Raw genomic sequence first — 13,610 nt, forward strand, 5'->3', positions numbered from 1 at the left:
GAGCCTGCGCCGCTGTTAGGCCGCGCGGACCGACTCCAGGAACTGCGCGACTTCGACCCTCAGACGGGTGCTGTCGGTCGCCAGTGATTTCGCCGCCGACAGCACTTCGGTCGAGGCCGAGCCGGTTTCGATCGCCCCGCGCTGCACGTTGGTGATGTTCGACGATACTTCCTGGGTGCCGAGCGAGGCCTGCTGGACGTTGCGCGATATCTCCTGCGTGGCCGCGCCCTGTTCTTCGACCGCAGCGGCGATCGCAGCGGAGACTTCGGACAGGCGCTCGATGGTGCCGCCGATCTCCTGGATGGCGCTGACGGATTCCTGCGTGGCGGCCTGAATCCCTGCGACCTGCGCACCGATCTCGCCGGTGGCTTTCGCGGTCTGCTCGGCGAGCGCCTTCACTTCCGAGGCAACGACGGCGAAGCCGCGGCCGGCCTCGCCGGCGCGTGCGGCCTCTATGGTGGCGTTCAGCGCCAACAGGTTGGTCTGGCCCGCGATGGTATTGATGAGCTCGACGACGTCGCCGATGCGCGAGGCTGCCTGCGACAGCGCGTTGACGCGCTCGTTGGTCCGCGCCGCCTGCTCGACGGCTTCTGCGGCCATCCGCGCCGAGTCCTGCACGCGGCGGCTGATCTCGGTGATGGAGGAGGACAGCTCCTCCGAGGCGGAAGCCACCGCCTGGACGTTGGTGGAGGCTTCCTCCGAGGCGGCGGCGACGACGGTCGCGAGCTCCTGGCCGCGCTGGGCGGTGCCGGTCAGCGTCGCTGCCGATGCTTCGAGCTCGGTCGAGGCTGATGACACGGTCTCGACCACCTCGCCGATCATGGCCTCGAAATTGCGCGTGATGGCATCGACGCGGCGGCCGCGCTCGATCTTGGCTTCGGCATCGCGCGCCGCTGCCTCGTCGGCGGCTTTCTTGGCGATCAGCGCCTCCTTGAAGATCTGGAGCGCATCGGCCATGGCGCCGATCTCGGTCTTGTCGCCGCGATGCGGCACGTCGGCCGAGAGGTCGCCCTGGCCGAGCGACTGCATCGGACGGATGATCGAAGCAATGCCACGAGAGACGTCGCGCACGAGATAATACGCGGCGCCGATCGCGATCACGACCGAAAACACGATGATGCCGACCAGGACGCGGAAGATCGTGGCGTAACTGTCGGACGCCTGCTTGGTCTCCAGCTCGGCGCCCTGATTGTTCAACTCGATGCCCTTCTGGAGCAGCGGATCGGCGGCCTGGGCCATTTTCGCGACCTTGGTCTGCAACAGCTCGTTGGCATCGGTCGGGAAGCGGCCGACGCTCTTGCGCGACAGCGCCATCACCTCCTGAACGCCACTCAGATACTCGGCCCACGCCTTCGCCCATTGTTCGTAGAGCGCGCGCTCCTCGGCGGCAGTGATCAGCGGCTCGTAGACCTTGCGGGTCTTCTCGATGCGTTCGCGGAGCGAGGCGAGGCGCTTCTCGGCGGCATCCTTGCCTTCAGCACTATCCTGCATCAGGTGCAAACGAAGTGCGACGCGCAGCTCGTTGATGTCGGCGCGCATCGAGCCGAGCGCACGCACGCTCGGCAGCCAGCTCTGCGCAATCTCGACGGTGTGGGCGTTGATGTTCTGCATCGTGCCGATCGCCGTCACGCCGACACCGGCGAGCGAGAGCACGAGGACTGACAACACGGTCAGCAGCTTGAAGACGATCGACAATTTCGACATCACAACAAATCCCAACGATGCCTGGCAACGCGCACATCACCTGCGCCACAAGCGTCACGACGGACGACCGGGCGGAGGTCAGTTCAACAATGCTGGCTGGTTCTTATCCCGTAAGATTGCGCTCTATCCTCGCAAGCAGGCGTTAACATCGTCCTACGTAAAACTACCGGGCGGGCCGACATTCGTTGTTGTCTGCAATCATCCGCTGCACCTGCACGGATCTCGCGCTGCGCCGCGCTCGATGGAGCAACATCTCCAATGCTAACGCTCGCGGGGCGAAATACGAACGCGCGCGACCGCCGCAGGTTCGCGCGCGGCGGCTGCAAGCGACGCTTGTTGAACGTCGTCAGCCGGCGCGCACAGAGCCGAGAAACTTGCCGACCTCGAGCTTGAGACGGTTGCTGTCGCCGGACAGCACTTGCGCAGCAGACAGGATCTGAGAAGACGCCGAGCCGGTCTCGCTTGCGGCGCGCTGCACGTCGGTGATGTTGGACGATACCTGATGAGTGCCCGCCGCCGCCTGCTGCACGTTGCGGGAAATTTCCTGCGTTGCGGCGCCCTGCTCTTCCACGGCGGCCGCAATCGTCGAGGAGATTTCCGACAGCTTCTCGATGGTATCGCTGATGGCCTTGATGGCACCGACCGAATGTTCGGTCGCGGACTGGATGCTGGCTATCTGCTGCCCGATCTCGCCAGTCGCCTTCGCAGTCTGCTCGGCAAGCGCCTTGACCTCGGAGGCAACCACCGCAAACCCCTTGCCGGCTTCGCCAGCGCGGGCCGCCTCGATCGTGGCGTTGAGTGCGAGCAGATTGGTCTGGCCCGCAATCGTATTGATCAGCTCGACCACGTCGCCGATGCGCGTCGCGGCCTTGGACAACACGCTGACCCGCTCGGTCGTGGCACGGGCCTGGCCGACCGCCTCGTTGGCCACCCGCGCGGACTGCTGAACCTGGCGACTGATCTCGTTGATCGACGAGGACAGTTCCTCGGTCGCAGATGCCACCGACTGCACGTTGGTCGAGGCCTCTTCGGAGGCAGCAGCGACCACCGTGCTCAAGCCCTGCGCGCGCTCGGCAGTCGAAGTGAGCGTCGAAGCCGATGCCTCGAGCTCGGTGGAGGCCGAAGAGACAGTCTCGACGATCTCGCCGATGGCGGATTCGAAACGGTCGGCCAGTTTGTGCATCTCGGCCTTGCGTCGCGCGGCCCCGATCTGGTCCTGCCTGATCTTTGTTTCGGCCTCCTCGCGCGCCTTCTGCTCGGACACGATCTTGAACTTTTCGACTGCAGCGGCAACACCGCCCACCTCGTCCTTGCGGCCGAGACCGGGCAGCACCACGGAGAAGTCGCCGCCGGCGAGCTTGTCCATGGCGACAGTGAGCGCGCGGATCGGCCGCGCGATGGTGAGGAACGAGATGAGCCAGGAGCCGATCAGAACGAGCGCCGCGAAGGCGCCGACCGCCGTTCCGATCTGCTCGCTCGATCTCATCTGAGCGGCAGCCGCGGCGTTGTCCTCGTCGGATTTGTGTTTCGCATGGTCGGCGATCTCTCTGATCAGTGCGTCGAGTTGGGCTGCGATCGGCAGCGTAACCTCCCGCGCGATGCGAATGCCTTCTTCATTGAGCTTCGCGGCGCGCGTCGCGCCGTCCGAGCCAGACGCGGCAAGTGCGACGGCTTCGCCGCGCACGCTCGCAATCTGCTGTGCAGCTTTGCCATAGTCCGCCGCGAGCGATCCCAGTTTCTCTATATGGACACGGTTCTCGGCCGCGTGAGAAAGCCTCAGCATCGCCTCGACCAGCGCGCCCGTCGATTTCTGTTGATCGCTCAGAGTCTGGGTGGCCTTCTGAAGATCGGCCGCACTATTGGCCAGGCGAAGATCTCGCACGGCGAGTTGCATATCGCGAACTGCGACCTCGGCCCTGACTGCGTCGCGCGCGATCTCCTGCTGTGCAAGTGCGCTTTGGCTGGTGTCGCGGATGCTCGCATTGCCGAGCATCTGGCTCGCAATCATTGCTCCAACCAGGAGCGCTCCGAGAGCCGAAGCGATCGCCAGCTTGGTTCCGATCTGCATGTCCCGAAACAGGCTCAACATGGTACGTTCCCAGCAAACGAGCTGCCAAGTCATTGCTGGCCGCCTGGACGTTGATCGCCCTTAGCTGTGAAAGCTATCGGTCAGAGTTCCACCTTTGGTTAACGAGCGCCCTCGCAGAAGTACTGACTTTACGCGCTAAATAATTGAAATTGAAAGAAGAAGGTCTCGTCATAGTTGTAAATTGCAGCCTCAAGTCGGACCTAGGAAGCTTTGCATCCGACGGTCTCTCCAACAAGGCTGACGCGAAAGACCGGCTGCTTGTTCTCGTCGAGCAGCTCCATGCGCCACTCGGCATTCGGCTTCAGGCCGCGGGCGATGCCGCCGAGCAGATTGGCACAAACCTCAGTCATCTCGGTCCAGGCCGCTGCGCGGTCCTCGAACTCGTACGGCTGATCGGCGGCGCCGGAATAGCGACCGGTGCTGATGCGGAAGAAGTACAGCGACATCGTTGAACTCTTGCCTCGGGCCGCGTCCCCCGGCCGTACGCAAACTGGGACGCGAACAGCTACCAAGGCATGAAAGCCGCCGTCCGTATGACTACGGCGCGGCGGCTTCGTGCTCGATCGACTCTTTCAACGAAAAACGGTGCGGCTGTCCTATGCAGCCAACTCACTGCGTCGAGCGGCGCAGCTCCAGCGGAGCCTCGGCCTTCGCGGGTTCCGGCTTGGCTTCCGCCTTCACCGGCTCGAGGCGACCGCTCTCGACACGCGGCGTCTCGACGCGTGCGGCGACTTCGGTGTTGGGTGCAGCGACCGAACCGGTGCGGTCCGAGCCGCGCAACGAGCGCGGACGCGCGGCGGCGCGCGCCATCAGCATCTGATTGCCGCCCTGATGGTGGAAGTCGCAATAGGCGAAGCCCATGCCCGACACCGAGCCGCGGAAGCTGCGATCATCGGTCTTTTCCAGGTTGAAGCAGGGCTCGAACGGAATCCCCTTGATCGAGGCGCAGACGTTCTGACCGCGGATCTGGAGCGTATTGCCGGGCAGGCGAAGATGCTTCACCGGGCCCGCGCCCGAGAACTGCACCGCCCCGGCGGCACCGAGGTCGTCGAGGATGCGGCCCGCACCGCGGGTGCCGTCGAAACAGGTGAAGGCGAACACCTTGCCGGCGACGAAACGGCGCGCCTCGTCAGCATTCATGCTCCCGGCAATGGCCGGCGCAAACGTCGCTGCCGCCGTGACAGCCCCCAACACAATACGCGCAAGCATGCTCAACTCCGAACCAACCCCCGCAGCGGGCGATGCCTTATCTCTCTTTACCCGCTGCTTACCATACCAACCATGGCAACATTGGAGCAGCTTGGTTGGTAAAGTCTGAACGCCGTCAGACAATTTTTACCACGATGCGGCCGCGGACCGCGCCCGCCAGAATTTTCGCGCCCCAGTCGGGCACCTCGGCGAGAGGAATTTCCTGAGTGATTTCAGACAGTTTTGTCCGGTCCAGATCGGATGCCAGGCGCTGCCAGGCGGCTTTCCGCGGCTCGATCGGGCACATCACCGAATCGATGCCGAGAAGGCACACTCCGCGCAAAATGAACGGCGCGACAGAAGATGGCAGGTCCATGCCGGCCGCCAGGCCGCACGCCGCGATCGCTCCACCGTATTTCGTCATCGACAGCAGGTTGGCGAGCGTGGTCGAGCCGACGCTGTCGACGCCACCCGCCCAGCGCTCCTTGGCCAGAGGCTTCGCCGGCGCCGACAATTCGTTGCGGTCGATCACCTCGGCTGCGCCCAGATGCTTCAGATAATCTGCCTCCGCGGCGCGACCGGTCGAGGCGATGACGTGGTAGCCGAGCTTCGACAGGACGGCGGTCGCAACCGAGCCGACGCCGCCGGCGGCGCCCGTCACCACCACCGGGCCACTCTTCGGCGAGAGGCCGTGTTTCTCCAGCGCCATGACCGCGAGCATCGCGGTGAAGCCGGCGGTGCCGATCGCCATGGCGTCGCGCGCCGACAGGCCCTGCGGCAGCGCCACCAGCCAGTCGCCCTTCACCCGCGCCTTCTCGGCATAGGCGCCGAGATGGGTTTCGCCCATGCCCCAGCCGGTGCAGACCACCTTGTCGCCCGCCTTCCACTGCGGATGCGAGGACGCTTCGACCGTGCCGGCGAAATCGATGCCGGCGATCATTGGGAAGCGGCGCACCACCGGCGCCTTGCCGGTGAGTGCGAGGCCGTCCTTGTAGTTCAGCGTCGACCATTCCACACGCACGGTGACGTCGCCGTCCATCAGCTCGGCTTCATCGAACTGCGTCAGCTGTGCGGTGGTGCCCTTGTCCGCCTTGTCGATCCGGATCGCCTTGAACGTGGCCACGACTAAACTCCCTGACTTGTTTGTCGGGGATGTTTAGCCGATCAGGCCGGCTGCGCAACCGCCCGTGTCACCGGTTTCTCCACGATCGGAAGATTGATCAGTGCAGAAAGCACGCCGAATACGATCGAGAGCCACCAGATCGGCGTATAGGAACCGAAGCGCTCGAATACAATGCCGCCGAGCCAGACGCCGAGGAAGCCGCCGACCTGATGGCTGACGAAGGCAAAGCCATAGAGCGTTGCGAGCCAGCGCGTGCCGAACATCAGCGCCACCAGCGCCGAGGTCGGCGGCACCGTCGACAGCCAGGTCAGGCCGGAGATCGCACCGAACGCGATCGCCGAGAACGGCGTGATCGGGAACGAGATGAAGGCAAGGGTCGCGAGCGCGCGAGTGAAGTAGATGGTCGAGAGGATGTAGCGTTTGGGCAGATAGTTCTGGAGGTAGCCGACGCTGAGCGAGCCCACGATGTTGAACAGGCCGATCGCCGCGATGACCCAGCCGCCGGTTTGCGCCGAGATGCCACGATCGACCAGGAAGGCCGGCAGATGCACGGTGATGAAGGCGAGCTGGAAACCGCAGGTGAAGAAGCCGAGCACCAAGAGCACGTAGGAGCGGTGACCGAAGGCTTCCGCCAGCGCCTTGGTGAAGCTCTGCTCATCCGCAGGCGCCGCGGTTGCCGTGCTTGCGACCGGCGGCGTCGAGAGCGCCAGCGACAGCGGGATGATCAGCAGCATCAGGAAGCCGAACACGGAGAGCGCCTGCTGCCAGCCGAAATTGTCGATCAGCGCGACGCCGATCGGCGCGAACAGGAATTGCCCGAACGATCCCGCCGCGGTGCCGGCGCCGAGCGCAAGGCCGCGCTTCTCGGCCGGCAGCAGCTTGCTGAAGGCCGACAGCACCAGGTTGAACGAGCAGCCGGCAAGACCGAAGCCGACCATCACGCCGGCGCCGATGTTGAGCGACAGCGGCGTCGAGGAGTAGCGCATCAGGAGCAGGCCGCCGGCATAGAGCAGAGAGCCGACACACATCACCCGGAACAGGCCAAAGCGATCCGCCACCGCCCCGGCGAGAGGCTGACCCAAGCCCCACAGCAGGTTCTGCACGGCGATCGCGAGGCCGAACACGTCGCGGCCCCAGGTGAACTCATGGCTCATCGGCTGCACGAAGAAGCCGAGCGCCGAGCGCGGACCGAAGCCGAGCATGCCGATGGCGCAGCCGCAGAGAATGATCACAGCCGGGGTGCGCCAGTTCGAGGAACGTGAGGCCGGAGCGAGCTCGCCGATCTGTGTCGACATGGTGGTCCTCGTCTGTCGTTGGCGGTTCTGCAAATCGGCAGCCGCGAATGAGCCCGGTTTAATGCACCTGCATGAAAATCCCAAGTCAAAAACGATTGCATTCCACGGGGAGCTGCCACCGGAGCATTGCATTTCACGCGGCCTCGCCTGACGGGCACTTGACGGGAATGTGTGCGGCAGCGCCTAGCCGTCCCTGCAAAAGCATGCTATCCTTGATTTACTCAGATTGAGCATATTAAACCTGCCTGACATCCCGCTCCGGCCTTCTCGGCCGGACTATTCAGGACCTTTATATACTCAAACTGAGTATAAACGATGCGAGGGAGGCTTCGATGCCGATCACTGGAATTTACGGCCCCGATGATTTTGCCAACCGGCCGTCCGGCGAAATCAATGGCCATCAAGTCAATGACCACGTCGTCAGCTCCCCTCCCGCCGCGCCGAGCCGGCCGGGGCTTGCGTTGCCGATGCCCTCGCTGGACTGGACGCCGGAGGTCGAGCGCGCCACGGCATCCCTGTATGAGCGCGTGAAGCAGGTGATCCCGCCGATCGAATGGCCGCTGATGGCGCCGACGATCAAGGCGATCAACGAGCTGAAGGCCGCGCGGGGCGCGGTGATCCTCGCGCACAACTACCAGGCCCCGGAAATCTTTCACTGCGTCGCCGACATCGGCGGCGACTCGCTCCAGCTCGCGGTCGAAGCCACCAAGGTGAAGGCCGGCATCATCGTCCAGTGCGGCGTGCACTTCATGGCGGAGACGTCAAAGCTGCTCAACCCGGATAAGACGGTGCTGATTCCGGACTCCCGCGCAGGCTGCTCACTGGCCGCCAGCATCACCGGCGCAGACGTTCGCCTGCTGCGCGAGAAATTCCCTGGCGTGCCGGTCGTTGCCTACGTCAACACCTCGGCCGAGGTGAAGGCTGAGGTCGACATCTGCTGCACCTCGTCGAACGCGGTGCAGGTGGTCGAGAGCTTGAATGCGCCTAGCGTGATCTTCCTGCCCGACCGCTATCTCGCCACCTACGTGGCCTCGAAGACCGACGTGAAGATTATTGCCTGGAAGGGCGCCTGCGAAGTGCACGAGCGCTTCACGGGTGAAGAGCTGCGCAGCCTTCGCGATGACGATCCCTCGGTGCAGATCATCGCGCATCCCGAATGCCCGCCGGACGTGTTGGCGGAGGCCGACTTCACCGGCTCGACCGCGCACATGATCAGCTGGGTGCGCAACAAGCGGCCGCGGCGGCTGGTGATGATCACGGAATGCTCGATGGCCGACAATGTGCGGGCCGAGCTGCCCGACGTGGAGATGCTGCGCCCCTGCAATCTCTGCCCGCACATGAAGCGCATCACGCTTGCCAATATCCTGGAGAGTCTGCTGACGCTCCGCGAGGAAGTGACGATCGATCCCGCGCTCGCGGAGCGCGCACGGCGCTCGGTCGAGCGGATGATCAATTTGAAGAATTGAGAGCGAGAAGCAGCAACACACCCGTCGTCTCAGACAAGCGCGCCTTCAAGCGCGCGCAGATCCGGGACCGAAAGGACGCGAGTATTGGCACGCTGGTGGTCCCGGCCTGCTGCAACAACAAACAGTCGGGGCAATCGTTCTGGCTCTCGCCAGGACGACAATGGAGAAACCATGCAAGACAAAATCGAAAATCTCACCCGCACCACCGACGACGTGGTCATCGTCGGCGGCGGCCTTGCCGGATTATTCTGCGCGCTGAAGCTCGCGCCGCGGCCCGTGACGCTGATCTCGGCTGCACCGCTCGGACAGGGCGCGTCCTCCGCATGGGCACAAGGCGGCATCGCGGCGGCGGTGGCCGAAGGCGATACTCCGGAAGCGCATACCGAGGATACGATTGCCGTCGGGGGCGGTCTCGTCGATGAAGCCGTTGCACTGGGGATGGCGCGGGAAGCGGCGCCGCGAATCCATGATCTTCTCGCCTTTGGCGTCCCATTCGATCGCGACCTAGAAGGAAAGCTCGCTGTCGGACGCGAAGCCGCGCACTCGGCCCGGCGCATCGTACATGTGCGCGGCGACGGAGCCGGTGCCGCGATCATCGCGGCCTTGAGCGAAGCGGTGCGCCACACGCCGTCGATCCGTGTCATCGAAGGTCTGGTCGCCGAAGCATTGTTGACCGAGCACGGTGCCGTCACGGGCATTCAACTGCGCGAGGCCGGCCGTCCCTCTGCACGGCCGATCACCCTCGCCTCGCGCGCGATCGTGCTGGCCACCGGCGGCCTTGGGCATCTCTATGCCGTCACCACCAATCCGCTCGAGGCCAGCGGCTCGGGCCTTGCGATCGCCGCACGCGCCGGTGCGGTAATCGCCGATCCGGAATTCGTGCAATTCCATCCGACCGCCATCAGGGTCGGGCGCGATCCGGCACCGCTTGCGACCGAGGCGCTGCGCGGCGAAGGCGCGACGCTCATCAACGGCAATGGCGAGCGTTTTATGGCGGCGCGCCATCCGCTCGCCGAGCTCGCACCGCGCGACATCGTCGCCCGCGGCGTCTTTGCCGAAATCGCGGCCGGACGCGGTGCCTTCCTCGATGCGCGCCAGGCGCTGGGTGCGCGCTTCGCCGACAAATTTCCGACCGTGCATGCAAGCTGCCTCGCCGCCGGAATCGACCCCGCGGCAGAGGCCATCCCGATCGCGCCGGCCGCGCACTATCACATGGGCGGCATCGCGGTGGACGCGCGCGGCCGCAGCTCGATCGACGGGCTCTGGGCCGGCGGCGAAGTGGCCTCCACTGGCGCCCATGGCGCCAACCGGCTCGCTTCCAATTCGTTGCTGGAGGCCGTGGTCTACGCCGCGCGCATCGCTGAGGACATCGCCGGCTGCGCCCTCCCCGCGCCTGCCCGGCTTCCGGACGCATTGGTGACGCCGCGCGGCGGCGCGCCGGAGGCTACGGCCGTGAAGCGGCTGCGAGCGATGATGAACACACGCGTCGGCGTCATCCGCGACGCCGACGGATTGGCGGAGGCCGTCCGCAGCTTCGCCGCGCTTGAACGCGAGGCCGGCAACATCACGCTGCGCAACATGGCGACCTCCGCGCTGCTGGTAGCCGCTGCTGCCTGGAGCCGGCGCGAGAGCCGCGGCGCGCATTTCCGCGCCGACCACCCGGCGGATGTCCCTGCCCTGGCGCAACGAACGATGACCACGCTCGACGCTGTGCGCGAAGTGGCCGACGGCCTCGCCGATCGCCCAATGCCACCCACCGCGCAACCCATCATGGCCTGACGGAGCTCTCATGATCACCGCAACCTCGCTGCTCTATCCCGACGCCTTTCTCTCGCCCCTCGCAATTGACGAGGCCGTGCAGCGTGCACTCGACGAAGATCTCGGTCGCGCCGGCGACGTCACCTCGCTGGCAACGATTCCGGAAGCAACGACGGCGCAGGCGATTCTGGTCGCGCGCCAGTCCGGCGTGATCGCCGGATTGCCGCTGGCGCTGGCGACGCTGCAAAAGCTCTCGCCCGACATCGACGTGCGTGCGCATGTCCGCGACGCCGCACGGGTTGCCCGCGGGCAGCAGGTGTTGACGATCTCAGGGCCCGCGCGCGCCATTCTCACGTCGGAGCGGACCGCACTGAACTTCGTCGGCCGCCTGTCGGGTATCGCGACGCTGACGGCCGCCTACGTCGCGCGCACCGAAGGCACGCGGATGCGCATCTGCTGCACGCGAAAGACCACGCCGGGATTGCGGGCGCTGGAAAAGTATGCCGTGCGCTGCGGCGGCGGTTTCAATCACCGCTTCGGCCTCGACGATGCGATCCTGATCAAGGACAATCACATCGCGGTCGCCGGCGGCATCCGCCCCGTGCTGGAGCGCGCCCGCGCTCATGCCGGCCATCTCGTCAAGATCGAGATCGAGGTGGACACGCTTGCGCAACTGCGCGAGGTGCTGGCCACCGGAATGGCCGACGCGGTGCTGCTCGACAACATGGATATCGCGACGTTGCGCGAGGCGGCGCGGATCAACGAGGGCCGCCTCAAGCTGGAAGCGTCCGGCGGCGTCGCACTGGACTCGATCGCGGCGATCGCCGCCACCGGCGTCGACTACGCCTCGGCCGGCGCGCTGACGCATTCGGCGCCGAATTTCGACTGTGCGCTGGATATCGAGGCGTGATGGTCCTTGCTTCTCCCTGCAAGCGGGGCGAGGGAAGAAAACTACCGCCGCTCGCCCATCTCCGCGGAACTCTTGGCTTCCTGCGCGAGCGCGGCGGAAAGCGCTGCGGTCTGCGCCGGCGTGCCCCAGCTTGGCTCCTCGCTGCCATCGCCCCAGGCGCGCGGACGGTAGAAGGTGTGCACGCCGGTCTTGTACATCTTCTTCATCTCGGCGACCCAGGACGGGCGCACCCAATAGGCATGGTAGTGCGTGGACTTGCCGACCTCGGGCAGCCAGATCTGGCCATCGAGCATCGCCTTCGAAATCTTCTTGGCGCGCTCCCACATCTCGGGCTCGCGGATCACGTCGGCGTTGTTGTCGCAGGCGAAGGTGAACTGGCAGGCCAGGTGGCGGTATTTGTTCTGATAGACCACGCCGCACACGGTGTCGGGATATTTTCCCGAGAACACGCGGTTCATCACGACCTGCGCGACCGCCATCTGGCCGCGCACGGCCTCGCCGCGCGATTCGAAATAGACCGCTTCGGCGAGACACTTCTCGGACTTGGCGCGCGACTTGTCGTCGAGCGCGAGCCGCTCCGCGGGCGATCTGGCGCGCTGGTTGTCGGCGTTGACCTCGCCCTTCGGCGCGACGCTCTCGCCGCTCTCGATGTCCTTGGCGATCTCGGCTGCCGGCGGCGACAGCGAGGCCGTCACCTTCATATCGGGATCAGGCATCACGATCAGCGGCTCGGCCCCGGGCTGCCAGCTCTCGATGCTCTCGAGACTACCGCCGAGCGAGGAGCTGCCGAAGAACAGGTTCGACGTCTTGACGCTGAAGGGATCGCGCGCCGGGGCGGCCGGCGTCGTGGCCCGCTTCAGCGCTTCCAGCGGCTGCACCGCCAACGCGCGCGCGGCATCGCTGGCCTGCGGCGCATTGGTATATTGCGGCAGCGGCGGCGCACGGAGCGCTTCCTGGAGCTCGGGATCGAGCGCGGCCGCGGACTCCGGCGACATCGGCGGCGGTAAGGCGGCGGTCTTGGCACCGAACACCGAGCTGTTCGAGGTCGCGGGATTTTCCTGCGCGGGCGCTGCCGGCGGCGCAGCCGCCTCGGGAGGTGTCGTCGGGGTCATGATCGCGAGGCGATCACCCTTCATCGAGCGATCGACCTTTGGAAAATCGGCGGCCTGGTAGCGCGGCGGCGTCTGCGCCGCCGGATTGCGGCTGATCGCACCCGTGACGTCGCGGCCATCGATGCTGGCGAGGCGAACCATCGCGCTCTGCGGAACCGAAGTGCCGATCGGTCGGGAAAAACTGTAGGTGGCGAGCTGGATCGAGGACGCCGCGGAATACACCTGCTTCTGCCAACGCTCGGCGACGCCGGGTTGGCGCGCCAGCAGCGAGGCAATGTCCTGATAGCCGGTCTCTCTCGGCATCAATGCGAAGATGCAGAGACCGATGCCGAAGGACGCGAACCGCGCGCCCTTCGGATGGTTACGCAACACTGACATCGATACGCTCACGCTACGCTTACGCCAGTTCGATCGAACGTCAGTACATCCGTGCAATTCGATCTTGATTGTAAGTATCCAATTTAGGTTGCCGGGGCGTTAATCGACGTTGCGCGCCCGGCACACTCAAGCAAACACGGGTGTTTTCAGGGGGCGATCGCGCACGGTGGTAAATGCGTCGTCACATCGAGCGGTAAACAACCGGTCAACGCGAATGGTGAAGGAACTCTTGCGCACATGTATCAATACGGGACGCGCGATCATTATGCTGTTTCGCGTTTGCGCAAAGCGTTCCCCCATCACGGGTGTCACGCTCCGCGAAAGCGGGGCATCCAGTACGCCGCGTCGTCGCCATTCATCACGACCGCTCGGCGTACTGGATCGCCTGGTCAAGCCGGGCGATCACAGCGAGAAAGTGGCGAGCCCGTCCCATAACCTCGTCATTGCGAGCGCAGCGAAGCAAATCCAGTCTGCCTCCGCGGAACGATTCTGGATTGCTCACATGGGGGTTTGGTGTGTCAAGATTTATGATCAGCTCTTTGTTCGATTGCAGGCCAGCTCTTCGTCCCGACCGTGGGATCTTTCGG

The 13,610-nt window shown here is 65.1% G+C and carries 12 protein-coding genes; 5 read left to right on the plus strand and 7 right to left on the minus strand.

Features of this window, described 5'->3' with window-relative positions; all coding sequences use genetic code 11:
- Positions 1-15: 15 nt before the first annotated feature.
- Positions 16-1,704, minus strand: a complete 1,689-nt coding sequence (locus tag IVB12_RS26135; protein WP_247303371.1) for a methyl-accepting chemotaxis protein — start codon at positions 1,702-1,704, stop codon at positions 16-18.
- Between IVB12_RS26135 and IVB12_RS26140 the strand changes: the two genes are divergently transcribed.
- Positions 1,679-1,969 carry a hypothetical protein gene (locus tag IVB12_RS26140; RefSeq protein WP_247303373.1) on the plus strand — a complete coding sequence of 97 codons (291 nt, stop codon included), beginning with the start codon at positions 1,679-1,681 and terminating at the stop codon, positions 1,967-1,969. The genes IVB12_RS26135 and IVB12_RS26140 overlap by 26 nt on opposite strands.
- An 81-nt stretch (positions 1,970-2,050) precedes the next feature.
- On the opposite strand, the gene IVB12_RS26145 is transcribed toward IVB12_RS26140, so the two are convergent.
- The 5 genes from IVB12_RS26145 to IVB12_RS26165 all read right to left on the minus strand — a co-directional run bounded on the left by IVB12_RS26145 (position 2,051) and on the right by IVB12_RS26165 (position 7,399).
- Complete coding sequence (locus IVB12_RS26145) at positions 2,051-3,793, minus strand: methyl-accepting chemotaxis protein (RefSeq protein ID WP_247303375.1); 1,743 nt, start codon at positions 3,791-3,793, stop codon at positions 2,051-2,053.
- Positions 3,794-3,993: 200 nt separating this feature from the next.
- Complete coding sequence (locus tag IVB12_RS26150) at positions 3,994-4,239, minus strand: hypothetical protein (protein ID WP_247280305.1); 246 nt, start codon at positions 4,237-4,239, stop codon at positions 3,994-3,996.
- 163 nt (positions 4,240-4,402) lie between these two features.
- A complete protein-coding gene (locus tag IVB12_RS26155) occupies positions 4,403-5,002 on the minus strand; it encodes a hypothetical protein (protein ID WP_247303377.1) in 600 nt (199 codons plus the stop codon).
- 115 nt (positions 5,003-5,117) lie between these two features.
- Positions 5,118-6,104: an MDR family oxidoreductase gene (locus tag IVB12_RS26160; protein ID WP_247303379.1), complete on the minus strand. Its 987-nt coding sequence runs from the start codon at positions 6,102-6,104 to the stop codon at positions 5,118-5,120.
- 41 nt (positions 6,105-6,145) lie between these two features.
- On the minus strand, positions 6,146-7,399 hold the full coding sequence (locus tag IVB12_RS26165) for an MFS transporter (RefSeq protein WP_247303380.1): 1,254 nt from the start codon (positions 7,397-7,399) through the stop codon (positions 6,146-6,148).
- Positions 7,400-7,731: 332 nt separating this feature from the next.
- Between IVB12_RS26165 and nadA the strand changes: the two genes are divergently transcribed.
- From nadA to nadC, 3 genes are all read left to right on the plus strand, one after another.
- Entirely contained in the window at positions 7,732-8,865 is a 1,134-nt protein-coding gene (gene nadA, locus IVB12_RS26170) for a quinolinate synthase NadA (protein ID WP_247303382.1), read from the plus strand.
- A 171-nt stretch (positions 8,866-9,036) separates the two neighbouring features.
- Entirely contained in the window at positions 9,037-10,644 is a 1,608-nt protein-coding gene (locus IVB12_RS26175) for an L-aspartate oxidase (RefSeq protein ID WP_247303384.1), read from the plus strand.
- A gap of 10 nt (positions 10,645-10,654) precedes the next feature.
- A complete protein-coding gene (nadC, locus tag IVB12_RS26180) occupies positions 10,655-11,533 on the plus strand; it encodes a carboxylating nicotinate-nucleotide diphosphorylase (protein ID WP_247303386.1) in 879 nt (292 codons plus the stop codon).
- Between the two features lie 41 nt (positions 11,534-11,574).
- On the opposite strand, the gene IVB12_RS26185 is transcribed toward nadC, so the two are convergent.
- Positions 11,575-13,023 carry a cell wall hydrolase gene (locus IVB12_RS26185; protein ID WP_247303388.1) on the minus strand — a complete coding sequence of 483 codons (1,449 nt, stop codon included), beginning with the start codon at positions 13,021-13,023 and terminating at the stop codon, positions 11,575-11,577.
- Between the two features lie 214 nt (positions 13,024-13,237).
- Here IVB12_RS26185 and IVB12_RS26190 point away from each other — a divergent pair.
- On the plus strand, positions 13,238-13,610 hold a 373-nt coding region (locus IVB12_RS26190), incomplete at its 3' end, for a hypothetical protein (protein ID WP_247303390.1).

The organism is Bradyrhizobium sp. 179, from assembly GCF_023073535.1.
GTDB lineage: Bacteria > Pseudomonadota > Alphaproteobacteria > Rhizobiales > Xanthobacteraceae > Bradyrhizobium.